The sequence below is a fragment of the Streptomyces sp. NPDC051555 genome (assembly GCF_044454405.1).
Taxonomy (GTDB): Bacteria; Actinomycetota; Actinomycetes; order Streptomycetales; family Streptomycetaceae; genus Streptomyces.
The window spans coordinates 1-21,817 of sequence record NZ_JBITDP010000025.1 but is presented as its reverse complement, the minus strand read 5'-3'; the positions used below and the strand labels follow the sequence as shown (position 1 = coordinate 21,817).

Genomic DNA, 21,817 nt, shown 5'->3' with positions numbered 1-21,817 from the left:
CTCCTAGTCCCGGGGAAGGCCGAGGATGCGCTCGGCCACGACGTTGAGCTGGACCTGCGTGGTGCCGCCGGCGATGGTCAGGCAGCGCGACATGAGCATCCCGTGCACCGCCCGCTCCCCCGCCCCCTCGCGCACCGCTCCTGCCGGGCCCAGCAGTTCGAGCGCGAGCTCGGCGGTCCGCTGCTGGTGCGGGGTCTGGACGAGCTTGCGCACGGATGCGCCGGCTCCCGGCTCCAGCCCGGACACCTGCTGGAGGGTGGTGCGCAGCCCGATGCAGGCCAGGGCGTGCGCCTCGGCGGCGAGCGCGCCGATGCGGGCGCGGCCCGCGCCGTCGAGGTCGGCGCAGCGGGCGATGAGTGCTTCGAGGCCGGTGTCGAAGGTCATCTGGTCGGCCATGTGGACGCGTTCGTTGCCGAGGGTGTTGCGGGCCACCTTCCAGCCGCCGTCGGCCGCGCCGACCAGCGCGTCGGCGGGCAGCTCGACGTCGTCGAAGTACACCTCGTTGAAGAGGGCCTCGCCGGTGATCTCCTTCAGGGGGCGCACGTCGATCCCCCGGGCCCGCTTCATGTCGACGACGAAGTACCCGAGCCCCTTGTGCTTGGGCGCCGCCGGGTCGGTCCGGGCCAGCAGGATCCCGAAGTCGGCGCTGTGCGCGGAACTCGTCCACACCTTCTGTCCGTTGACCAGCCAGGTGCCCCGCTCCGTGCGCTCGGCCTTCGTGCGCAGCGAGGCGAGGTCGGAGCCCGCGCCCGGCTCGGAGAAGAGCTGGCACCAGGTGACGTCCCCGCGCAGGGTGGGCAGCAGGTACCGCTCCCGCTGCTCGGGCGTCCCGTAGGCGAGCAGCGAGGGCACCACCCAGGTGGCGATGCCGAGGTCGGCGAGCTTGACCCCGGCCTCCTTCAGCTCCTGCTGGACGACGAGCTGCTCGACCGGGCCCGCCCCGAGCCCGTAGGGCGGGGGCAGGTAGGGGGCGGCGTAACCGGTGGGGGCCAGCACCCGGCGGGCGGCGGCCGGGTCGAGGCCGCGTGCGTCCGCGATGGCGGTACGGGCCCGCTCCCGGTGGGTCTCGGCCTGCGCCGGGAGTTCCAGGCGCAGCTCGCGCCGCGCGCCACCGGCGGCGAGCCGCACGGCCCGTACCCGGTGGCCGTCGCCGGAGCCGAGGAGCTGGCGGGCGACCAGGGCGCGGCGCAGGTAGACGTGGGCGTCGTGCTCCCAGGTGAAGCCGATCCCGCCGAGGACCTGGATGCAGTCCTTGGCGCAGGAGTAGGCCGCGTCCAGGGCGGTGCCGGCGGCCAGCGCCGCGGCGAGCGAGCGCACGTCGGGCTCCTCGTCCAGCGCCTGCGCCGCGTCCCAGGCCAGCGCGCGGGCCTGTTCGAGGCGCACCAGCATGTCGGCGCACAGGTGCTTGATCCCCTGGAACTGCCCGATGGGCCGGCCGAACTGCTCGCGCACCTTGGCGTATTCGGCGGCGGTGTGCAGCGCCCAGGCGGCGGTGCCGCAGGCGTCGGCGGCGAAGAGCGCGCAGGCCGCGTCCCGGACCAGGGTCGCCTCCAGCGGCAGCAGCCGCCCGGGCGGTACGGCGACCCCGCGCGCCCGCACCTCGGCGGTGGGCCGGGTCGGGTCGGCGCTCTCGTGGGTGCGGATGTCCAGCGCGGCGGCGTCCACCGCGAACCACAGGGTGCCGTGCGCGGCCTCGGCGGCCAGCACGACCAGGTCGGCCTCGCCCGCGCCGAGCACCGGGGGCGCGGTCCCGTCGAGCAGGTGCCCGCCGCCCTCGACGGCCACGGCGGTCAGCGTCCCGGGCCCCAGCGCCACGGCCCCGACCCGCCCGTCCAGCGGCTCGGCCCCGGCCCGCTGGAGGAGTACGGAGGCCAGCGCGCTCGGCAGGAACGGCCCGGGCAGCGCCCCGCGCGCGGCCTCCTCGACCACGACGGCGAGGTCGAGCAGGGTGCCGCCCTCCAGGTGCGGTGCGAGCAGCCCGGATTCGACGAGCGCGTCCCAGTAGGCGGGCCGCTCCCCGGCCCGCGGCGCGGTGTCGAGGAGCTTGCGCACTTCCTCGGGCGGCACGGCGCGCGCCACCCAGCCGCGCATCGCGTCGGCCAACTCCCGCTGTTCCTGTGTGATTCCGATGCCCATGCGCGGCAGAGTAGAACACGTTCCATTCTGACGGAAGGTCAGAAATGAAACGCGTTCTCACTCCTTGGCGCCCGATCGGACCGCCGGTCGGGCGCCGGTCGGGCCGTCGGATCAACGCGAGTAGTAGTACCCCTCCCCGTGCGCGGCCCCCACGTTGTGCTGGATGCCGGACGGATCGCTCCTGGTGAAGAACGAGGCGTCCAGCGTCCCGCAGAACTGGTTGTTCGACCGGCCTTGGTCCTCCGTCCCGGCACTGAGGTTGATCCGGGCCCCGCCGTTGCTCGCCGAGGTCACCCGCGCCGTGTACTCGCAGTGCCCCATCTGGGTCTCGGCGATCAGCCGGACGGACCCGGACTTGGCGATGACCACGGTGTCCGGCTGGCCGATGTTGAACTGGCCCGCGTAGTTCCAGGAGCCGACGAAGTACGAGGGGACGAGGCCGCCGTCGGAGGAGCCCCCGCCGCTCGGCGAACCGGAGCCGCCGGGGGTGGAGCCCCCCGCCGCGGCGCCACCACCGGCCGCCGCACCGGAGCCCTTGGTCGGTGCGGGGTCCTTGCCACCGGCCCCGCCGGGACTGCCGGCGCCCCCGCCGGGCACACCCCCGCCCGCCACGGGCCCGCCCTGCGCGGCGCCGCCCTGGGCCCCGCCCGGGACACCGCCCGCCGCGGCCCCGCCGACCTGGCCCGGCGGCTGCCCCGGGACGGACGGCCCCGGGGAAGCGGAGGCACCCGGAGGCGGCGAACCGGCCGCCGAACCCGAAGGCGAGCCGCTCCCGGCACCCGGCGTCACCGGAGCGCTCGCGGCCGGCGGCGACGCCTTGTCCGCGTCCCTGGCGTTTCCGAAGGGCTGGATCAGCGCCACCGTGCCGCCGCCGACCGTGAAGACGAGAACGGCCGGCACGGCGACCGTCCACCGCCGCCGCGCCTTGCGCTCGCCCCCGGGAGCCGTGCCCGCGCCCACCGGGACGACCACCGGGCCCGCCCCGGACCCGTCCGCCACGTCCTTCTTCCGCAGGTCGACCGTCGCCCGGTCGGTGGCCGGGGACTCCTCCCGTACGGGCGGCGCCGCCTCCGCGTCGAGCAGCCCGGCCGCCTGCTGCGCGAGCCGCGCCACCACCTTGGGCGGCAGCCACGCCCCGCCGGACTTCTTCGGACGGACCCGCTCGGGGTCCGCCAACAACGCGTCCACCCCGGGCCGCTCGTCGACGTCCTTGACCAGGCACCGGGCGATGAACGCGCGCAGCGCCTCGTCCTCGACCGCCTCCAGGGCGGGCTCGCCCTCCACGATCTGGAACATCACAGCGTGCTGGTTGCTGGCCCCGTCCCCGAAGGGCAGCTTGCCCGTGGCCGCGTACACCAGCACGCAGCCGAGGGTGAAGACGTCGCTCTTCGCCCCGGCCCGCTGCCCGCGGACCTGCTCGGGCGACATGAACCCGGGCGAACCGATCGCCATGCCGGTACTGGTGAGCAGCGACTCGACGGAGGTCTCCAGCGCGCGCGAGATCCCGAAGTCGATGACCCGGACGCCCTCGACGGTCAGCATCACGTTCGACGGCTTGAGGTCGCGGTGCACGATCCCGGCCGCGTGGATGTCCTTCAGCGCCCGCAACAGCCCGTCGGCCAGCGCGTGCACGGAGTCCACGGGCAGCGGGCCGTGCCGCCGCACGATCTGCTCCAGCGAGAGCCCGGGCACGTACCCCGTGGCCACCCAGGGCCGATCGGCCTCCGGGTCGGCCTCCAGGACGGGCGCGGTGTACGCCTCGCCGACCTTGCGGGCGGCGTCGATCTCGCGCCGGAAGCGGGCCCGGAACTGCGCGTTCGAGACGTGCTCCTCGTGCACCACCTTCACGGCGACCGTGCGCCCGCTTTCGGACCGGGCCAGGTACACCCGCCCCATGCCCCCGGCGCCGAGCCGCCCGAGCAACAGGTACGGCCCGATCCGGGTCGGGTCCGTCGCGGTGAGCGGCTTTATGCCCCCGTCGACGTTGTCGTCACTGTTCAACGCGATGCCCATGCTGCCCGCCCCCGGTGATCCCCTGTGGTCGTCCGAACCGGCCGCTCGGCCGTTCGAACACGCTTCAGGGTAGAGGGAGTTCGATGCAGGATGAAGCGAAGGCCGACCCCCAGGAAGGACCACTGTGAGCGCACCGCCGTGCCCCCGCTGCGGCCGGGAGCTGGAACCGCTGCCCGTCCACCACACCCGCAACCGCTGGGGCGGCGGGCCCCCGCGACCCCGCTCCGAACTGTGGTGGACCTGCCCGGCGGGCGACTGGCTGGGCTGGCAGAACCCGAACGGCGGCCCGCTGCACACCATGCGGCTCTGGCCGGGCAACTGCCCCTTCTGCGGCGAGGACGACACCACCTGGGTCGGCGAACCCTGGCAGCGCGAGGACGGCGAGTGGCGGGACTGGGTGGTCTGCCTCGACTGCGGCACGAGCAACCCCCGCAGGATCCCGCCGCCCGCCACTCCTTGACGTCAGAGCCCGCGCACGAACTCCGCGAAGGCGGCCGGACTCACGGTGAAGGCGGGCAGCTGGGGGTTCTTGGAGTCCCGGACAGCGATCCGGTGGGGCTGCGCGGCGACCTCGACGCAATCGCCGCCGGTGTCACCGCTGTACGACGACTTACGCCAGCGTGCGCCCGACAGGTCCTGGATGGTGTCCATAGCGTTCCTCCATTACACGGGCGATCCGCGCCGCCGAGTCCTCCACGGAGAGTGCGGCGGCCTGCAAGTGATCGTAACGGAGCGAACCTTCCCTGAACGCTTGCGGATTGGCCGTCATGTGGCCCTGCACGAAGTCCTCGGTGTAGACGAGATCCGGGTCGTCGTCGAACCGCAGCAGGTTGAACGAGCCCATCACCCCGGCGTGGGCACCCACCTCGAAGGGCAGGATCTGAACCTTCACCCACTCCCGCTCCTCCAACGTCAACAGGTGGGCGAGTTGGTTCCGCATGACCTCCCGGCCGCCGATCTCCTGGTGGAGCACGGCCTCGCTCAGCACCACCCACATCAGTGGCGGGATCTCGCGCTGGAGGATCCGCTGGCGTTCCATCCGCGCTTCGACCTTGGCGTCGAGGGCCTTGTCGGTCCGCGCGCCCAGCACCGCCCGCGCGTACTCCGGCGTCTGCAACAGCCCGTACACCAACTGTGCCTGGAACGAAGAGATGTACGCCGCCTTCGCTTCCATCTCCGCGTACGCCTGGAACCACGTCGGCAGTTGGCTCCGCAGCACCAGCCCCACCAGTCGCGAGAACATCCCGTCCGTGCCCAGCGCCGCGTCCACGCGCTCCGAGAAGTCCCGGGTCGGGACCTTCCGGGCCGTCTCGATCTGCCCGATGAGGGAGCCCGTGCAGAAGATGATGCTGCCGAGCGCGTGCTGTTTGAGCGCGGCTTCCTGGCGCAGGCGGCGCAGTTCGAAGCCGTAGTAGTCCAGCGGCGAGGCGCTGGGATCGAGGTCGCGGATGTTGACCATGAGCGGTCACCCCCAAGTACACGCCGTGAGGCGTTCGTTTCGGTCCGTAGCCGAGCGTAGTGAGACCGCTCCACCCTGGTGACGTGAATCACGTAACTGACTACTCCGCGACGCAAGTTGACGGCACCTACCGGATGGGCTTCACCGTGGGTGCGCACTCGGCGCGGCACATGCGGCGGATCCTGCGGATGCTGCTGGCGCGCTGGGAGCTGGCCTCGCTGGCCGAGGGGGCCGAGCTGGCGCTGACCGAGTTGGTCGCGAACGTGGTGCGGCACGTGCCGGGGCGGGGTTGCGCCGTGGTGATCCTGCTGCGGCCGCGCGGGCTGCGGGTGGAGGTGACGGACGACTCCCCCGCGCCGCCCCGGCCCTCGCGCGACCCGGCCCCCTTGGGCGAGGGCGGGCGCGGGCTGCTGCTCGTCGAGGCCGTCACGGACCGCTGGGGTACGTACGGGACCCCGACCGGCAAGACGGTGTGGTTCGAGTGCGACCGGCCGAAGCCCCGCAGGACCGCGCCCAGGACCCGCCCGTAGCGTCCTACCGGGCAGTAGGGCAGCATGGGCCGCCACCCGCCGCGCGCGCCCGCGCGCGCCCGTCCCACCAGGAGGAACACCATGGCCAGCCCCAAGCCGGAGACCCTCGCCGCCTTCGAGGCGGCCAAGGGGTTCATGCCCGTACGGGAGGGCCTCGCGCTGTACGAGGCGGCGGCGGAGGCCGCCTCGCTCGGGCTGCCGCTGCTGGAGGTGGGCACGTACTGCGGGCGCTCCACGATCCTGCTGGCCGAAGCGGCCCGCGAGGCGGGCGTGAGCGCGATCACCGTGGACCACCACCGGGGCAGCGAGGAGCAGCAGCCGGGCTGGGAGTACCACGACCCGACGGTCGTGGACCCGGAGGTCGGGCTCATGGACACTCTCCCCACCTTCCGCCGGACCCTGCACGCGGCCGGCCTGGAGGAGCACGTGATCGCGATCGTCGGGCGCTCCCCGAAGGTCGCGGCGGCCTGGGGCGGCCCGCTCGGCCTGGTCTTCATCGACGGCGGACACACCGACGAGCACGCCACCGGGGACTACGAGGGTTGGGCCCCGCACGTGGCGCCCGGCGGCACCCTGGTCATCCACGACGTCTTCCCGGACCCGGCGGACGGCGGGCAGGCGCCGTACCGGATCTACCTGCGGGCGCTGGCGTCCGGGGCCTTCGAGGAGGTCTCCGTGACGGACTCGCTGCGTGTCCTGCGCCGCACGGGCGGCGGGATCTGACCTCCTGACCTGCGGCGACCCGCCGCGGCGGGACTCCATCCGGCCGTGCGCCCGGCCCTCGGACGGGTCAGGGTCCGGACGGGGAGCGGGGGCGGGGTCTAGCATCGCCGACGTGCCGTACGACGACAGTGCCCCGCAGCCCGAGTCCGCCTCTTCGGTCAACCCCGACCGGCCCTGGTTCACGCGCCGCTCCACGCTGGCCGTGGCCGTCGCCGCCCTCGCGCCGCTCTGCCTCGCCGGGTGGGTGCTGGTGGAGGTGACCTCCGGGGCCGGCGCCGACGACGGTCGGCCCCCGGCCGCCGCGAAGCCGCCGCTCGCCCCGCCCTCCTCGCAGCCGCGCCCGCAGGGCAGCGCCTCCGCCTCCACGAGCCCGTCGGCCTCGGCTTCGGCGGGCGCGTCGGCGTCCGCCTCCCCCGGCGCGTCCGCGGCGGCAGTGCCCGGCAAGGGCTCGCTGGCCGGACGCGTCGTGGTGATCGACCCGGGGCACAACGCGGGCAACTTCAAGCACACGAGCGAGATCGACAAGCAGGTCGACATCGGCACGAACATGAAGGAGTGCGACACCACCGGTACGACGACCAACGCCGGTTACATGGAGGCCGAGTTCACCCTCGACGTCTCCCGGCGGATGGCCACGATCCTGCAGGAGAAGGGGATCAAGGTGGTGTTCACGCACCGCGCCGACCGCCCCTTCGGCCCGTGCATCGACGAGCGGGCCCGGATCGGCAACGAGGCGAACGCCGACGCGGTGGTCTCGGTGCACGCCGACGGCGTCGCGGCGGGCAACCGCGGCTTCCACGTGATCCTGCCCGCGAAGGTCAAGGGCGGCTCGGCGGACACCGCGAAGATCGTCGGTCCGTCGCGCGAGCTGGGCGAGCGGATCGCGGGGAACTTCACCCGCTCGACGGGCTCGGCGCCCTCCAACTACGTGGGCGGCGGTACCGGCCTGGTCGTCCGCGACGACCTCGGCGGGCTCAACCTCTCCACGCGTCCGAAGGTGTTCATCGAGTGCGGGAACATGCGCGACCCCAAGGACGCGGCGCTGCTGACCAGTCCGGAATGGCGCGAGAAGGCGGCCCAGGGCATCGCGAACGGCATCGTCGGCTTCCTCGGCGGGTAGGAGAGGGGGCCGGCTACGGCCCCTGACCCCTCGGGCGCGCGAAACGTCCGTACGATGGTGCCCGCCCGCCGCCCCGCTCCGCAGTGGATCGCGGCACCGTCGGCACCACGAGACGACGAGACGACGAGACGACCGAGAAGGACATCCAAGTGAACATCCGCTCCCTCACTAGAGGCGACGGCGTGGTGATCGGAGCAGCGGTACTGCTGTTCATCGCCTCGTTCTTCAACTTCTACTCCGTGGACTGCGCCGGACTCGCGGCCTGCGAGGCCCGGATCCCGAACGCGTGGGACACGGACCGGCTGAACATCGTCCTCCCCTCGGTCTTCCTGACCGGCATCGCCGCCGCGGCGCTGATCATCTCCACCCGGCTGCTGCCGGCGGGCCGCAAGGTCGCCGGGCAGGGCCTGGAGGTCTGGGGCGCCGGTCTCGCCGTCGCCGCCGCGTGGTCCTCGCTGTGGTCGCTGATCGTCAGCCCGCCCGGAGCGGGGCTGGGGGCGGGCTGTGTGATCGCCTTCCTGGCGAACATCGCGCTCGCCGTCGTCACCCTCGCCGGGTCGAAGATCCCCGCGCTGGCGGGCTCGCTGGTGCCCGCGCCGAAGCCGCAGGTCGCCCAGCCCTACGGCGGCCAGCCGCAGCCGGGCGCCGGGTACGGCTACCCGGGCGGTCAGCAGCCCGCGCCGTACGGGACCACCCCGCAGCCCGCACCGCCGTACTCCGGCCACGGCGCCCCGGCGCCCACCCCTCCGGGCCCGACGGCCCCGCAGGACGCGCAGCCGGCGGCGGGGGCTCCGGCTCCGGGCGGCGACTTCGCCCCGTTCTGGTTCGCGGTGCCGGTGGCGCGCCCCCTCTTCGCCGAGGACGGCTCGCCGACCCCGATCGCCGAACTGGTGCCGGGCACCTGGTACCTGGCGGTGGACCAGCGCGGTCCGGCCGCGCTGGTGGCCCAGACGCCGGACAACCGGCGCGGCGTGCTGAACGACACCTCGGGCATCCAGCGCGGCTGAGCGCGCGCCTTCCCGTACCGCGGTACCGACGGCCCCCCGCCCTTCCGGGCGGGGGGCCGTTGGCCTACAGTCACCTGACGCACCGTCAGATCCCGGTCGGATCCCCGTCCGACACGGCTCGCGGAGGGACCGTACATGCGCCTCGGACTCGCACTCGGCTACTGGGGCCGCGGCCCCGACCCGGCCCACCTCGACCTCGCCACCGAGGCCGAGCGGCTCGGCTACGACTCCGTCTGGACCGCCGAGGCCTGGGGATCGGACGCCTTCACCCCGCTCACCTGGATCGCCGCGCACACCACCCGGATCCGGCTCGGCACCGCCATCGCGCAGATGGCCGCCCGCACCCCGACCGCCACCGCCATGCACGCGCTCACCCTGGACCACCTCTCGGGCGGCCGGATGATGCTCGGCCTCGGACTGTCCGGCCCGCAGGTGGTCGAGGGCTGGTACGGCCGCCCCTTCCCCGCGAGCCCGCTGACCGCCACCCGCGAGTACGTCGACGTCATCCGCCAAGTGCTGCGCCGCGAGGCGCCCGTGGCCCTCGACGGCCGCTTCCACACCCACCCGTACCGCGGCGCCGACGGCACCGGCATCGGCAAGCCGCTGCGGCCCATCACCCACCCGCTGCGCGCGGACCTGCCACTGCTGCTCGGGGCCGAGGGCCCCAAGAACATCGCCCAGACCACCCGGATCGCGGACGGCTGGCTCCCGCTGTACTGGTCCCCGACCCGCACCGACGTCTACCAGGCCTCCCTCGCCGAGCTGCCCGAAGGCTTCATGATCGCGCCGATGGCGCGGGCCCACGTCTGCGACGACGTCGCCGAGGGGCTGCTCCCGGTCAAGGCCATGCTCGGCTTCTACATCGGCGGCATGGGCCACGCGGCCCGCAACTTCCACGCCGATCTGATGGCGCGCATGGGATACGAGGAGGAGGCCCACCGGATCCAGGAACTCTTCCTCGCGGGCCGCAAGCAGGAGGCGGTGCTCGCCGTACCGGACGCCTTCGCGGACGAGATCTCGCTGATCGGGCCGCGCGAGCGGATCGCGGAGCGGCTGGAACTGTGGCGCAAGGGCCCGGTGACCGACCTCCTCCTGACCGCCCCGGACCCGCACACGCTGCGGGTACTGGCGGAGCTGAACACATAACCCCCACCGACAGGGGCCGGCAAATCCAGCCCCGCCGGCGTTTGAGGCGCCCACTGACAAGGGCCGGCAATCCAGCCCCGCCGGCGATTGAGGCGCCCACCGACAGGGGCCGGCAATCCAGCCCCGCCGGCGATTGAGGCGCCCACCGACAGGGGCTGGCAATCCAGCCCCGCCGGCGTTTGAGGCGCCCCCGGAGGGACCTAGACGGCCGGATCCCCGCCGGCCGGCACCGGCACCGGCACCGGCACGCGTTCGTCCCGCCGCGGCAGCAGGAAGGGGGTGGCCAGCATCAGCACGCCGGCGACGGCGATCGCGGTGCGGGGGCCGGTGAGGCCCGCCAGCAGGCCCCACAGCCCGGTCATGGCCGCGATGGTCAGCTTGCTGGTGACCGACCACGCCGACAGGGTGCGGGCGATGCGGTCCGCCGGGAGCCGTTCGAGCCGGTAGGTGGCGAAGACCGGGTTGAAGACTCCCATGCAGGTGATCAGCCCGAACTCGACCACGACGACGAGCACGAGCCCCGCCGCGCCGGGCCGCACGAAGGCCAGCCCGAGGGACCAGCAGGCGCGCAGCGCCCCGGCGGTGAGCATGACCCGGTGCCGCCCGAAGCGGACGACGAGGCGGCGGGCCAGCCGGGCGCCGACGATCCCGCCGACGCAGGGCAGGCCGAAGGCGAGGCCGTACTCCCAGGGGGCGAAGCCGAGCTCGCCGAGCATGAGGACGGCGAGCAGCGGCACGGTCGCCATGATCAGGCCGGCGACCAGGACCGTGTTGAAGAACAGGGGGCGCAGGGCAGGGTGGGTCAGGAGGTACCGCCACCCCTCGAAGAGGTCGCCGGGGCGCGTTCTGTGGCTTGCGGTGCGCTCGGGTCGGGCCTCGCTGCCGCCGATCGCACCGATCCCGGCGGCCGAGAGCAGGTAGCTGACCGCGTTGGCCGCCACGGTCAGCACCGGGCCGAACAGCCCGATGGCGGCCGTGCCGAGCGGCGGTCCGAGGACGGAGGCGGTCCAGGTCGTGGTCTCGAAGCGGCCGTTGGCGACGAGCAGGTCCGCCGGCCGCACGAGGGCCTTCAGATAGGCACCGCTGGCCGCGTTGAAGGCGATGTCGGCCGCGCCGACGACGACGGACACGACCAGGAGTTGTGCGAAGCCGAGCAGGCCGAGCGCGTAGGCGGCGGGCACGCTCAGCAGCGCCGCGCAGCGGACCAGGTCCATCGCGACCATCACCGGCCGCTTGCGGCGGAATTCCACCCACGGCCCGAGCGGCACCGCCACCACGGCCCCCACCGCGAGGCCCAGGGCCGCCAGCAGCGACACCTGGGTTGGCCCGGCGTGCAGCGCGAGGATCGCGACCAGGGCGAACGCGTCGAAGGCGAGCCAGGTGCCGAGGGTGCTGATGCCGTAGGCCGCCCAGAGCCACCCGAACTGCCGGCCCACGCCCCTCACCCCCGCTCCGACGTCCTCCGCGTACCCGCAGAGCTAACCCAGCGGGACGGCGGCCGGTCAAACAACCGATCCGCGATCGGGTCACAACCACTGGTTGTGGAGTAGCCTGCTCCGGCGTGGACCTCGAAGCCGTACGCACCTTCGTCACCGTTGTGGACGCGGGCCGCTTCCAAGCGGCCGCCGCCGACCTGGGGGTCACCCAGCAGGCCGTCTCCAAACGCATCGCCGCGCTGGAGAAGGGCCTCGGCGCGCAGCTCTTCACCCGTACGGCGCGCGGCGCCGAGCTCACCATCGACGGGCGGGCCTTCCTGCCCCACGCGCGCGAGGTGCTGAGCGTCGCCGAGCGCGCGGTCGCGTCCGTACGGCCCGGCCGCCGTGCGCTGCGCGTCGACGTGATCGCCTCGCGCGTGGCGGCGTCGGGCCTGATGCGCGAGTTCCACCGCGCGCACCCCGAGTTCGAGCTCGACGTGCTGATGCTCTTCGACATCGAGGCGGCGGTGGCCGCCGTACGGTCCGGGGAGATCGACGCGTCCTTCCGCGCCGTGTCCGCGCCCGGTCGGCCGCTGCCCGGGGACGTCGAGTCCGCGCGCGTGCTCGACGAACCGCTCCAGCTCCTGACGGGCCCCGCCCACGCGCTGGCGGGCGCCCGGTCGGTGACCCTCGCGCAGCTGGCCGGGCACCGGATCTGGATGCCCGGCCTCGTCCCCGGCACCGAGTGGGCCGCCTACTACGACGACCTCGTCGCCGAGTTCGGGCTCACCATCGAGGCGACGGGCCCCAACTTCGGCTCCGACGCCCTCCTCGACACCATCGCGGACACCCCGGCCCTGGCCACCTTCATGGGCGAGCACACGCGGCTCGTCTGGCCCGACGGGCACGGCCTGCGCCGCATCCCGGTGATCGACCCGACGCCGGTCTACCCGCACTCCCTGATCTGGCGCCGCGACAACCCCCAACCCGCGCTCGCGGCGCTGCGCGAACACCTCGCGGCGGCGCGGCCCGGTGGTCCCGGGGGGCCCGACCGTTGGACCTGGATGCCCGCATGGGCGCGACGGAGGTGAGGTGATGCCATGATGGCGCCATGATTTTCGTTCGTGGCGCCATCATGGCGTCACGCTCCCACCACGCCTCTGACCTGCTCATTTACGCGCCAGCCCGACCCCCGACACTGTGGGAATGACACCCGCGGCACCACGTGGCGCCAAAACGGCGCCACAAAAGCTGGCAGTGGCGCCATTCGTGTGCCATGCTTTCGCCATGGACCTCACGCCCTACGTCGATCACCTCCGGAACGAACTCGCGGTAGCCGCGGAAGCGGGCGGAGCCGAATCCCGCGCCCTGGCCGAGCGGCTCACCGCTCCCCTGGAGTCGGCCGCCCGGCTGACCCTGCTGAACGCCCTGTCCGCCGCCATGGGCGAGGTCACCCAGGACCTCGCCCCAGGCTCGGTCGACGTACGGCTGCGCGGGCTCGACCCCGAGTTCGTGGTGACCGCTCCCCCGGCCCAGGAGCCCTTCGTGTACGGGGGCACCCTGCCGGAGCACTCCGCTCCCGCGGCGGCTCCGGTCCCGGTCCCGGTCGCGGCGCCGGCCGGCGAGGGCGACGAGGGCGGCACGGCCCGCATCAACTTCCGCCTCCCCGCCCACCTCAAGAACCGCGTCGAGGACGCCGCCGGCCAGGAGGGCCTCTCGGTCAACGCCTGGCTGGTCCGGGCCGTCGCCGCGGCCCTGGAACCGACCGGACCGTCCGCACCGGCCGCCCCGCTCTCCCCGGGCCGCTCGCGCGGCCAGCAGGGCTTCACGGGCTGGGTCCGCTAGCTCACCGCCGCACCGCCGTAGCCGCGCACTTCCCACCACTTCCGCTCCACCGAGCCAAGAGGACGGCACCACCATGTCTGCATTCCAGATCTCCCACCTCACCGAGACCTTCGAGACCCCCGGCCCGATCTCCGCCTCCGTCGAGTTCGAGGTCGGCACCATCCGCGTCACCGCCACCAAGCGCGCCGACACCGTCGTCGAGGTGCGGCCGAGCAACCCGGGCGAGGACGTCGACGTGCGGGCGGCCCAGCAGACCAAGATCAGCTACTCGGCGGGGCAGCTCTTCGTGAAGGGGCCGCGCAAGCGCTCCTTGTTCGGCCGCAGCGGCTCGCTCGACATCGTCCTCGCCCTGCCCACCGGCTCCGACCTGCGCGGCGACTGCCCCATGGCGGACTTCCTGTGCTCGGGACCGCTCGGGCAGGTCCGGCTCAAGACCTCGCTCGGTGACCTGCGCGTCGAGGAGGCGGCGGCCGTGCACCTCACCACGGGCCACGGCAACACGCACGTCGACACCGTCACCGGCAATGCCGAGCTGTCCGGGTCCGGGCGGATCAGCGCCGACGTCATCGGCGGCGCCGCGATCGTCAAGAACTCCAACGGCGACATCGCCCTCGGTGAGGTCCACGGCCACCTGAAGGCCACCACCTCCAACGGCTCCGTCTCCATCGGCTCCGCACACGCCGGGGTCGAGGCCAAGTCCGCGAACGGGCACATCAAGATCGGCGAGGTGGCCCGCGGTCAGGTCGCGCTCCAGACCGCCGCCGGGAACATCTCGGTCGGCATCGCCCGCTCCACCGCCGCCTGGCTCGACGTGAACACCCGCGTCGGCAGCGTGCGCAACGGCCTCACCACCACCGACGGACCCGCCGACACCGACGAGACCGTGGAGGTCCGCGCCCGCAGCGGCGCGGGCAACATCGACGTCCACCGCGCCTGAGCCACCGGCCCAGCCGCAGCACCGGCCCCAGCCACAACCCCCGCACCGGAGGAGTGACCCCGCCATGCCCACAGCCGTCGCGACAGCGACCGCCACCTCCCGCACGTCGCCCGCGATCAGCGTCACCGGTCTGACCAAGTCCTACGGCGACAAGAAGGTGCTGGACGGCATCGACCTGCACGTCGCCCCCGGCACCGTCTTCGCCCTCCTCGGGCCGAACGGCGCAGGCAAGACCACCACCGTGCAGATCCTCACCACCCTCATAGCGGCGGACGCCGGTCAGATCCGCGTCGGCGGCCACGACCTGGCCCGCGAGGCCGCCTCCATCCGCGGCGTCATCGGCGTGACCGGCCAGTTCTCGGCGGTGGACAACCTGTTGACCGCCGAGGAGAACCTGATCCTCATCGCGGACCTGCTCCACCTCGGCCGCCGGGAAGGCAGGCGCCGCGCCGCCGAGCTGCTGGACCGCTTCGACCTGACCGAGGCCGCCCGGGGGCCCGTCTCCACCTTCTCCGGAGGCATGCGGCGCAAGCTCGACCTGGCGATGACCCTGGTCGGCGACCCGCGCGTCATCTTCCTCGACGAGCCGACCACCGGGCTCGACCCGCGCAGCCGCCGCACGATGTGGGAGATCATCCGGAACCTGGTCGCCGAGCAGGGCGTCACGATCTTCCTCACCACCCAGTACCTGGACGAGGCCGATCAACTCGCCGACCGGATAGCCGTCCTCGACCACGGCAAGCTGGTCGCCGAGGGCACCGCCGAAGAGCTCAAGCGGCGCATCCCCGGCAGCCACATCCGGCTGCGGTTCGCCACGGCGGCCGAACTGGACGCCGCCGAGGCCCTGTTCGCCGCCCTCGACCTCGACCGCGAGGCCCTCACCCTGGACCTCCCCGGCGACGGGAGCCCGGACACCCTGCGGGCCGTCCTGGACGTCCTGGAGCACGGCGGGGTCCGCGCCGAGGAGCTCTCCGTGCACACGCCCGACCTCGACGACGTGTTCCTCACCCTCACCGGACCGAAGCGGGAGAACGCACGATGACCACCCTGGCCCATTCCGTCACCGACTCGGCGACGATGCTGCGGCGCAACCTCCGGCACGCCCTGCGCTACCCGTCGATGACCATTTCCGTCGCCGTGATGCCCGTACTGATGCTGCTCCTGTTCACCTACGTCTTCGGCGGCGCCCTCGGCACCGGTACCGGCTCGGAGCACTACATCGACTACATCGCCCCGGGCATCATCTTGATGTCGGCGACCGCCGGGGCGGTGGCCACGGCTGTCGGGGTCTGCGTCGACATGACCGAAGGCATCGTCAACCGCTTCCGCACGATGCCGATATCCCGGGCCTCGTTCCTGACGGGGCACGTCGTGGGCGGTGTGATCCAGACCCTGATCAGCGTCGCCCTGGTCACGGGCATCGCGCTGCTCATGGGCTTCCGGCCCACCGCCACCCCCGTCGAGTGGCTGGCCGTGGGCGGGCTGCTGACCGGGCTCGTGCTGGGCCTCACCTGGCTGGCCGCCGCGATGGGGCTGGTCGCCAAGACCCCCGAGACCGCGAGCAACATGCCGATGCCGCTGCAGTTCCTGCCGCTCCTCGGCAGCGCGGTCGTCCCGACGGACTCCATGCCGACCGGGCTGCGCTGGTTCGCCGAGTACCAGCCCTTCACCCCGATCATCGAGACCCTGCGCGGCCTGCTGATGGGCACGCCGATCGAGAACGACGGGCCGCTGGCCTTCGCCTGGTGCGCGGGCCTGGCCCTCGTCGGCTACCTGTGGGCGCGGTCCGTCTTCAACCGGGACACGACCCGCTGATGCGCCGTACGCGCCACGTGGTGAGGACCCGCCGGTCGCCCGGCGGGTCCTCACCATGTCGCGCGTGCGGATGTCGCGCCTGCGGCGTCCCGGGTTCAGCGGCCCAACTGCGAAAGGCTCGGGACCTGGTCCGTGACCGGGGCGCCCGCACTCTTGCCCGCGTCCTTGACCCCATTGATCATCTTCTCGAAGGCGCCGATGTCCGCGTCGTTCGCGTCGCCCTTGCGGAGCTTGCTGCCGAGTCCCTTGAGGGAGTCGATCCCCGCGGTGAGCGGGCCCACCGCCTTGGACAGCAGCGGGTCGCCCTTGGCGTTGTCGGCCGCCGCCTTCAACCGGTTGTAGGCGAACGCGCCGGCCAGGCCCGCCTTCACGAGGGCGAACTTGCGCCCGCTCGCGCCCTTCTTGAACTTGCCCGCGCGGTACGGCTTGATGATCCACTGGTAGGTGGCGCCGGCCGCGAGACCCGCGTTGGCGACGAAGCGCGTCTTGGCGAACTTCTGCTTCTGCGCCTCGGTGGACGGGCTGGGCGACGGCGCGGCGTCCGCGACCCGCAGGGCCTCCTCGGCCGCGTCGACCTGGACGGCCGCAGGCGCCCCTTGGACCGAGACGTCCGTACTCCGGTCGCTCCGGTCGCCGCCCCTACCGCAGGCGGTGGCGCCTCCGGCGAGCAGCGCGGTGGACAGGATCAGCGCCGTGCAGCCACGACGGAATCGGGCGGTTCTGGGTATGGACACGGTTTCCTCCGGGGACTGAGGTGTCCCAGGCAGCCTCACCCCGGCCCACCCGCCGCGCCACTTGGGAAAGCCGTTCGGGTTTGGCCCGCGCCGCAGCGGCAAGACGCGGGCCATGCCCACAAACAGTCGAGCACACATGCGAGCGAGGACCCGGGGAAGCAGCTCCGCCGGACGGATCGTCGCGATCGTGGCGGACGTACTGGCCTTCGTGATCGTCGCGTGGATCCTGCTGTACCTGCTGGACGCCAACCAGAACAACAGCCTGGTCGACCTGGTGCACGACGCCGCCACCTGGCTGGCGACCTGGTCCTACGACCTCTTCACCTTCGACCGCGACTGGGTCCAGGTCGTCGTCGGCTACGGCATCGCCGCCGTCGCCTACCTCTTCATCGGCCACGCCCTCGCGGGCTGGCTGGCCCGCCGCTGAGCCACCCCGCGAGAGCCGGAGGAGCCGGCCCGGACGGTCTAGCAGCAGTCCGGGTCGAGTCCGTCCGGCAGGGTCGCGCCGCCGAAGACGGCCGCGGTCGGCTCGTCCCCGCCCAGCGCGGCCACGGCCAGCAGCAGGGACGCCGCCGTCCAGGTCGTCTGCTCCACCGGCCAGACCTTCTCGTCCTCGAAGACGTACCCGGTCCAGTACATGCCGTTCTCGGCCCGCAGGTGGGTGATCGAGCGCAGGATCTCCAACGCCCGGTCGGACTCCCCCATCGCCCAGAGCGCGAGGGCGAGTTCACAGCTCTCGCCGCCCGTCACCCACGGATTGGGCAGCACGCAGCGCACGCCGAGGCCCGGCACGACGAAATCGTCCCAGCGCTCCTCGATCCGCGCCTTCGCCTCGGAACCGGTCAGGGCCCCGCCCAGGACCGGGTAGTACCAGTCCATCGAGTAGTGGTTCTTGTCGAGGAAGCGCTCGGGATGACGGCGCACGGCGTGGGCGAGCGCGCCCACGGCCACCTCCCAGTCGGGCTGCGGCTCCTCGCGGCACTCGGCGATCGCCAGCGCGCACCGCAGCGCCTGGTGGATCGAGGAGGAGCCGGTCAGCAGGCCGTCGGCGACCACCGTCCCGTCCGCCTCGCGCTTCCAACCGATCTGCCCGCCGGGCTGCTGGAGCCCGAGGACGAATTCCACGGCGGCGAAGACGACGGGCCACATCCGGTCGAGGAAGCGGTCGTCCCCGGTCGCCAGGTAGTGGTGCCAGACCCCGACCGCTATGTAGGCGGTGAAGTTGGACTCCTTCCCCGCGTCCTGCGGGTCCTCGGTGTCCACCCCCTCGGGCCGGTCCGCGTAGGCGGCGTACCAGGAGCCGTCCTCGTTCTGGTGGGCCGCCAGCCAGGCGTACGCCCGCGCCGCGGCCTCGTGCTCGCCCGCCACGTCCAGGGCCATCGCGGCCTCGGTGTGGTCCCACGGATCGAGGTGGTGACCGCGGTACCACGGGATGGCCCCGTCCGCGCGCTGCGCGGCCAGGATCCCGGCGACGGTCTGCGCGGCCTCCTCGGCCGTCAGTACGCCGTCCAGGACGAGGTGCTCGGTGCGCCCGGGCGAGGTCACTTCGCAGCGCCGACGGGCAGGTGGGGCTTGGTCGCGTAGGCCACGAAGCTCTTGCCGATGACCGGGTTGAGGGCCTGCTCGGCGAGCCGGGTCGCGAGCGGCTTCTTCATGATGTCCCAGACCAGGAGCTTGTGGTACGCCTTCACCGGCAGCGCCTTGTCGTTGTCCACGCCGAAGGCGCACTTGAGCCACCAGTAGGGCGAGTGCAGGCCGTGGGCGTGGTGCGTGCCGTACGGCTTGAGACCGGCCTGCTCCATCTTCCCGAGCAGCTCGTCGGCCTTGTAGATGCGGATGTGGCCGCCCTCGACCTCGTGGTAGGCGTCGCTGAGCGCCCAGCAGATCTTCTCGGGGCCGTAGCGCGGGACGGTGATGGCGATGCGGCCGCCCGGCTTGAGGACCCGGACCATCTCGGCGAGCACGCCCTTGTCGTCGGGGATGTGCTCCATCACCTCGGAGATGATGACGACGTCGAAGGAGTCGTCGGGGAAGGGCAGCGCGAGCGCGTCGCCCTCCATGGCGGTGGCCGTGGCACCGGCGGGGGCCTCACCGGCCTCCTTCATGGCGGCGAACCACTTGGCGACCTCGCGGATCTCCTCGCCGTTGCGGTCCACGGCGACCACGTGGGCGCCGCGCCGGTAGCACTCGAAGGCGTGCCGGCCCGCGCCGCAGCCCAGATCGAGCACGCGATCGCCTGCGGCCAGCGGGAACCTGGAGAAATCGACGGTCAGCACGCGGTCCTGCCTTCGCGGTCGAGATGGGGTGATGGTGGGTGGAGACGAAGTATTTGACGAAGTATTTGACGAGCTACTTGACGAGGTACTTCACGGGGTGCGGCGCCCGTACGGCCGTCAACGACCGGCGCGTGCGGCCCGTTCGATGGTGGCCCGCTCGATCGCGGCCCGGTAGTGCGCCACCGTGCCCTGGGCGGCTCTGGCCCAGGTGAAACGGTCCAGCACCCGCGCGCGCCCGGCACTGCCCAGGCGGGCCCGCAGCTCGGAATCACCGAGCAGCCGGCCCAGCGCGGCGGCCAGGGCCCCCGCGTCACCGGGCGGTACGGCGAGGCAGGTCTCGCCGTCGGCGCCCGTCACCTCGGGGATCGCCCCGCCGGTGGTGGCCACCAGCGGGGTGCCGGTGGCCATGGCCTCGGCCGCGGGGAGCGAGAAGCCTTCGTAGAGGGAGGGCACGCAGGCGACCTGGGCGCTGCGCACCAGGTCGACGAGCTCGGCGTCGGTGATGCCCTTGACGAACTGGACCGCGTCCTGGAGCCCGTACTGCTCGATCGCCCGGGCGACCGGCCCCCGCTCGGCGCGCTTGCCGACCACCACGAGGTGGGCACCGGGCTGCTCGGTGCGCAGCTTGGCCAGCGCCTCCACGAGGTGCACCAGGCCCTTGAGCGGTACGTCCGCGCTGGAGGTCGTGACGATCCGGCCCGGGACCTCGGCGACGGACGGGTCCGGCGACCACAGGTCGGTGTCCGCGCCGATGTGCACGACGTGGATGCGGTCGTCGCGGACGCCCAGGTGGTCGGCGATCTCCTGCTGCGAGGAGCCGGAGACGGTCAGGACCGTGGGCAGCCTGCGGGCGACGCGCCCCTGCATGCGGGTGAAGCCGTACCAACGGCGCACCGAGGCGCGCTTCTTGCGGTCCTTGGCGGCGGCGAGGTCGAGCTTCCGGTCCACCGTGATCGGGTGGTGGACGGTGGTGACGAGGGGCGCGCCCAGGTCGGCCAACAGGCCGTAGCCGAGGGTCTGGTTGTCGTGGATGACGTCGAACTCGCCGCGCCGGGCCACCAGGTGGCGACGGGCCCGCAGCGAGAAGGTCAGCGGCTCGGGGAAGCCGCCGGTCCACATGGTGGCGACCTCCAGGGCGTCGATCCAGTCCCGGTACTCACCACGCTTGGGGGTGCGGAAGGGATCGGGGTGGCGGTAGAGGTCCAGGCTGGGCAGCTCGGTGAGCGTGGCGCCGGTGTCGAGCACCGGATAGGGCTGCGCGCCGATGACCTCGACGGAGTGCCCCAGGCGTACCAGTTCCCTCGCGAGGTGGCGGACGTAGACGCCCTGGCCACCGCAGAACGGGTTCCCCTTGTAAGTGAGGAGTGCGATGCGCAACGGGCGGTCGCCGTCGGCGGCGGAACCCTGGAAAGGGCTCGTCACCATGGCCTCAGCGGTCACTCCCGGCCCCCTTCTCGCTGCACTTTCGCCGGAGCGTAACCGCTCGGATAATGTAGAACAAGTTTCAGACTTGATCCGTTGAAGACCATTGAATCTACCGGCCGGAAACCACACCGTAAGAGCCGGAGCAGGTGATTCGCGCCACGGCAGGCCCGCCTGCCATGCTGACCACGGAACAGCCTCGGAGCGGTGCGAATGGATACCTCGGAACGCCACGGAACGGGACACATGACAGCGGAAGCCAAGGCCCTCGCCACGCCGGCGTCCCCGCCCCTGACGGAGCGGCAGGAAGCCCGCCGCCGCAGGATCCTGCACGCCAGCGCGCAGTTGGCGAGCCGGGGCGGGTTCGACGCGGTCCAGATGCGGGAGGTCGCCGAGTCGTCCAGCGTCGCGCTGGGCACGCTCTACCGCTACTTCCCCTCCAAGGTCCACCTCCTGGTGGCGACCATGCAGGACCAGCTCCAGCACATGCACACGACGCTGCGCAAGCGCCCCCCGGTCGCCGACAGCCCCGCCGAAGCCGTCGCGGAAACGCTCATGCGCGCCTTCCGCGCCCTCCAGCGCGAGCCGCACCTGGCCGACGCCATGGTGCGCGCCCTGACCTTCGCGGACCGCAGCGTGAGCCCCGAGGTGGACACCGTCTCCCGGCTGACCACGGCGATCATCCTGGACGCGATGGGCCTGGACGCCCCGCCCACGGCGGAACAGCTCTCGGCGGTCCGCGTCATCGAACACACCTGGCACTCGGCCCTGATCACCTGGCTCTCGGGCCGCGCCTCGATCGCCCAGGTGAAGATCGACATCGAAACGGTCTGCCGCCTGATCGACCTCACGGCCCCACCGAAGTAGGCGGCGCCGAAGCCCTCGGGCACAGCCGCTCAAGGATCGGCCGAAACAGGGCGGTGCGCGGGGTCGGGGGCGGGGGCGGGGGCGGGGGCGGCTTCGCCGCGTGTGCCGGTGGCTTCGGGTGTCCGGGGTCGGGGTGGGGGTGGCTTGGCGGTGGTGTGCGCGGCTTCGCCGCGTTTGGCGGTGGCTTTGGGTGGGGCGGGGTCGGTGGGGTTCCGGGGGCTGCCCGTCAGCTCCACTGTCTCTCCGGGGTGGGCCGGGCCCTCAAGGGCGCTCCTTCGTCGCGTCGCTGCGCGATGGCCTGCGGCCACCCTTGACCGCCCGTCCCACCCCGGAAAGCCAAGAACTGTCGGGCGGCCCCCGGGGGAAGGCAGG

22 protein-coding genes are annotated in these 21,817 nt (G+C 72.9%); 13 read left to right on the top strand and 9 right to left on the bottom strand.

Annotation, left to right across the window (positions count from 1 at the left end; translation table 11 throughout):
• Positions 1–3: 3 nt before the first annotated feature.
• Positions 4–2,136 (bottom strand): acyl-CoA dehydrogenase, encoded by a 2,133-nt coding sequence (locus tag ACIBEA_RS35295; RefSeq protein WP_399267281.1) that lies wholly within the window; start codon positions 2,134–2,136, stop codon positions 4–6.
• Positions 2,137–2,247: 111 nt separating this feature from the next.
• Complete coding sequence (locus tag ACIBEA_RS35290) at positions 2,248–4,149, bottom strand: serine/threonine-protein kinase (protein ID WP_399267280.1); 1,902 nt, start codon at positions 4,147–4,149, stop codon at positions 2,248–2,250.
• Between the two features lie 124 nt (positions 4,150–4,273).
• Here ACIBEA_RS35290 and ACIBEA_RS35285 point away from each other — a divergent pair, with 124 nt between their 5' ends.
• The gene (locus ACIBEA_RS35285) at positions 4,274–4,609 is read left to right on the top strand and encodes a hypothetical protein (RefSeq protein WP_399267279.1); all 336 of its coding nucleotides are present in this window, start codon (positions 4,274–4,276) and stop codon (positions 4,607–4,609) included.
• A gap of 2 nt (positions 4,610–4,611) precedes the next feature.
• Here the strand turns inward: ACIBEA_RS35285 and ACIBEA_RS35280 are convergent, their stop codons facing one another.
• Complete coding sequence (locus tag ACIBEA_RS35280; RefSeq protein ID WP_399267278.1) at positions 4,612–4,800, bottom strand: DUF397 domain-containing protein; 189 nt, start codon at positions 4,798–4,800, stop codon at positions 4,612–4,614.
• Positions 4,760–5,608, bottom strand: a complete 849-nt coding sequence (locus ACIBEA_RS35275; RefSeq protein ID WP_399267277.1) for a helix-turn-helix domain-containing protein — start codon at positions 5,606–5,608, stop codon at positions 4,760–4,762. The genes ACIBEA_RS35280 and ACIBEA_RS35275 overlap by 41 nt, the downstream gene beginning before the upstream one ends.
• Before the next feature lie 134 nt (positions 5,609–5,742).
• Between ACIBEA_RS35275 and ACIBEA_RS35270 the strand changes: the two genes are divergently transcribed.
• From ACIBEA_RS35270 to ACIBEA_RS35250, 5 genes are all read left to right on the top strand, one after another.
• Positions 5,743–6,138 (top strand): ATP-binding protein, encoded by a 396-nt coding sequence (locus tag ACIBEA_RS35270; RefSeq protein ID WP_399267368.1) that lies wholly within the window; start codon positions 5,743–5,745, stop codon positions 6,136–6,138.
• A gap of 81 nt (positions 6,139–6,219) precedes the next feature.
• Complete coding sequence (locus tag ACIBEA_RS35265; protein ID WP_399267276.1) at positions 6,220–6,861, top strand: class I SAM-dependent methyltransferase; 642 nt, start codon at positions 6,220–6,222, stop codon at positions 6,859–6,861.
• A gap of 112 nt (positions 6,862–6,973) precedes the next feature.
• Positions 6,974–7,981, top strand: a complete 1,008-nt coding sequence (locus ACIBEA_RS35260; RefSeq protein WP_399267274.1) for an N-acetylmuramoyl-L-alanine amidase — start codon at positions 6,974–6,976, stop codon at positions 7,979–7,981.
• Positions 7,982–8,130: 149 nt separating this feature from the next.
• Positions 8,131–8,988 carry a hypothetical protein gene (locus tag ACIBEA_RS35255; RefSeq protein ID WP_399267273.1) on the top strand — a complete coding sequence of 286 codons (858 nt, stop codon included), beginning with the start codon at positions 8,131–8,133 and terminating at the stop codon, positions 8,986–8,988.
• 135 nt (positions 8,989–9,123) lie between these two features.
• Positions 9,124–10,134, top strand: coding sequence for an LLM class F420-dependent oxidoreductase (locus tag ACIBEA_RS35250; RefSeq protein WP_399267272.1), 1,011 nt, complete (start codon positions 9,124–9,126; stop codon positions 10,132–10,134).
• Between the two features lie 200 nt (positions 10,135–10,334).
• Here the strand turns inward: ACIBEA_RS35250 and ACIBEA_RS35245 are convergent, their stop codons facing one another.
• Positions 10,335–11,579, bottom strand: coding sequence for an MFS transporter (locus tag ACIBEA_RS35245; protein WP_399267271.1), 1,245 nt, complete (start codon positions 11,577–11,579; stop codon positions 10,335–10,337).
• Between the two features lie 116 nt (positions 11,580–11,695).
• On the opposite strand from ACIBEA_RS35245, the gene ACIBEA_RS35240 reads away from it, so the two are divergent.
• The 5 genes from ACIBEA_RS35240 to ACIBEA_RS35220 all read left to right on the top strand — a co-directional run bounded on the left by ACIBEA_RS35240 (position 11,696) and on the right by ACIBEA_RS35220 (position 16,146).
• Positions 11,696–12,640: a LysR family transcriptional regulator gene (locus tag ACIBEA_RS35240; protein ID WP_399267270.1), complete on the top strand. Its 945-nt coding sequence runs from the start codon at positions 11,696–11,698 to the stop codon at positions 12,638–12,640.
• Positions 12,641–12,836: 196 nt separating this feature from the next.
• Positions 12,837–13,394, top strand: coding sequence for a hypothetical protein (locus ACIBEA_RS35235; RefSeq protein ID WP_399267269.1), 558 nt, complete (start codon positions 12,837–12,839; stop codon positions 13,392–13,394).
• 73 nt (positions 13,395–13,467) lie between these two features.
• Entirely contained in the window at positions 13,468–14,331 is an 864-nt protein-coding gene (locus ACIBEA_RS35230; protein ID WP_399267268.1) for a DUF4097 family beta strand repeat-containing protein, read from the top strand.
• Positions 14,332–14,395: 64 nt separating this feature from the next.
• Positions 14,396–15,373, top strand: a complete 978-nt coding sequence (locus tag ACIBEA_RS35225) for an ATP-binding cassette domain-containing protein (protein WP_399267266.1) — start codon at positions 14,396–14,398, stop codon at positions 15,371–15,373.
• Complete coding sequence (locus ACIBEA_RS35220) at positions 15,370–16,146, top strand: ABC transporter permease (RefSeq protein ID WP_399267265.1); 777 nt, start codon at positions 15,370–15,372, stop codon at positions 16,144–16,146. The genes ACIBEA_RS35225 and ACIBEA_RS35220 overlap by 4 nt, the downstream gene beginning before the upstream one ends.
• Before the next feature lie 95 nt (positions 16,147–16,241).
• Here the strand turns inward: ACIBEA_RS35220 and ACIBEA_RS35215 are convergent, their stop codons facing one another.
• The gene (locus tag ACIBEA_RS35215) at positions 16,242–16,874 is read right to left on the bottom strand and encodes a hypothetical protein (protein ID WP_385776228.1); all 633 of its coding nucleotides are present in this window, start codon (positions 16,872–16,874) and stop codon (positions 16,242–16,244) included.
• 142 nt (positions 16,875–17,016) lie between these two features.
• On the opposite strand from ACIBEA_RS35215, the gene ACIBEA_RS35210 reads away from it, so the two are divergent.
• Positions 17,017–17,307 carry a hypothetical protein gene (locus tag ACIBEA_RS35210; RefSeq protein ID WP_385776017.1) on the top strand — a complete coding sequence of 97 codons (291 nt, stop codon included), beginning with the start codon at positions 17,017–17,019 and terminating at the stop codon, positions 17,305–17,307.
• A gap of 38 nt (positions 17,308–17,345) precedes the next feature.
• On the opposite strand, the gene ACIBEA_RS35205 is transcribed toward ACIBEA_RS35210, so the two are convergent.
• The 3 genes from ACIBEA_RS35205 to ACIBEA_RS35195 form a co-directional block, all read right to left on the bottom strand.
• A complete protein-coding gene (locus ACIBEA_RS35205; RefSeq protein ID WP_399267264.1) occupies positions 17,346–18,425 on the bottom strand; it encodes a prenyltransferase in 1,080 nt (359 codons plus the stop codon).
• Positions 18,422–19,156: a class I SAM-dependent methyltransferase gene (locus ACIBEA_RS35200; protein ID WP_330330181.1), complete on the bottom strand. Its 735-nt coding sequence runs from the start codon at positions 19,154–19,156 to the stop codon at positions 18,422–18,424. Before ACIBEA_RS35200 ends, ACIBEA_RS35205 begins: the two co-directional genes overlap by 4 nt.
• Positions 19,157–19,273: 117 nt before the next feature.
• Positions 19,274–20,596 carry a glycosyltransferase family 4 protein gene (locus ACIBEA_RS35195; protein WP_399267263.1) on the bottom strand — a complete coding sequence of 441 codons (1,323 nt, stop codon included), beginning with the start codon at positions 20,594–20,596 and terminating at the stop codon, positions 19,274–19,276.
• Between the two features lie 228 nt (positions 20,597–20,824).
• On the opposite strand from ACIBEA_RS35195, the gene ACIBEA_RS35190 reads away from it, so the two are divergent.
• Positions 20,825–21,445 carry a TetR family transcriptional regulator gene (locus tag ACIBEA_RS35190; protein ID WP_354384267.1) on the top strand — a complete coding sequence of 207 codons (621 nt, stop codon included), beginning with the start codon at positions 20,825–20,827 and terminating at the stop codon, positions 21,443–21,445.
• Positions 21,446–21,817: the final 372 nt, after the last annotated feature.

Coding starts and splice junctions, on each gene's coding strand:
- ACIBEA_RS35295 (WP_399267281.1), bottom strand. CDS start 2,136: ATGGGCATCGGAATCACACAGGAACAGCGGGAGTTGGCCGACGCGATG.
- ACIBEA_RS35290 (WP_399267280.1), bottom strand. CDS start 4,149: ATGGGCATCGCGTTGAACAGTGACGACAACGTCGACGGGGGCATAAAG.
- ACIBEA_RS35280 (WP_399267278.1), bottom strand. CDS start 4,800: ATGGACACCATCCAGGACCTGTCGGGCGCACGCTGGCGTAAGTCGTCG.
- ACIBEA_RS35275 (WP_399267277.1), bottom strand. CDS start 5,608: ATGGTCAACATCCGCGACCTCGATCCCAGCGCCTCGCCGCTGGACTAC.
- ACIBEA_RS35270 (WP_399267368.1), top strand. CDS start 5,743: ATGGGCTTCACCGTGGGTGCGCACTCGGCGCGGCACATGCGGCGGATC.
- ACIBEA_RS35265 (WP_399267276.1), top strand. CDS start 6,220: ATGGCCAGCCCCAAGCCGGAGACCCTCGCCGCCTTCGAGGCGGCCAAG.
- ACIBEA_RS35250 (WP_399267272.1), top strand. CDS start 9,124: ATGCGCCTCGGACTCGCACTCGGCTACTGGGGCCGCGGCCCCGACCCG.
- ACIBEA_RS35235 (WP_399267269.1), top strand. CDS start 12,837: ATGGACCTCACGCCCTACGTCGATCACCTCCGGAACGAACTCGCGGTA.
- ACIBEA_RS35230 (WP_399267268.1), top strand. CDS start 13,468: ATGTCTGCATTCCAGATCTCCCACCTCACCGAGACCTTCGAGACCCCC.
- ACIBEA_RS35225 (WP_399267266.1), top strand. CDS start 14,396: ATGCCCACAGCCGTCGCGACAGCGACCGCCACCTCCCGCACGTCGCCC.
- ACIBEA_RS35220 (WP_399267265.1), top strand. CDS start 15,370: ATGACCACCCTGGCCCATTCCGTCACCGACTCGGCGACGATGCTGCGG.
- ACIBEA_RS35210 (WP_385776017.1), top strand. CDS start 17,017: ATGCGAGCGAGGACCCGGGGAAGCAGCTCCGCCGGACGGATCGTCGCG.
- ACIBEA_RS35190 (WP_354384267.1), top strand. CDS start 20,825: ATGACAGCGGAAGCCAAGGCCCTCGCCACGCCGGCGTCCCCGCCCCTG.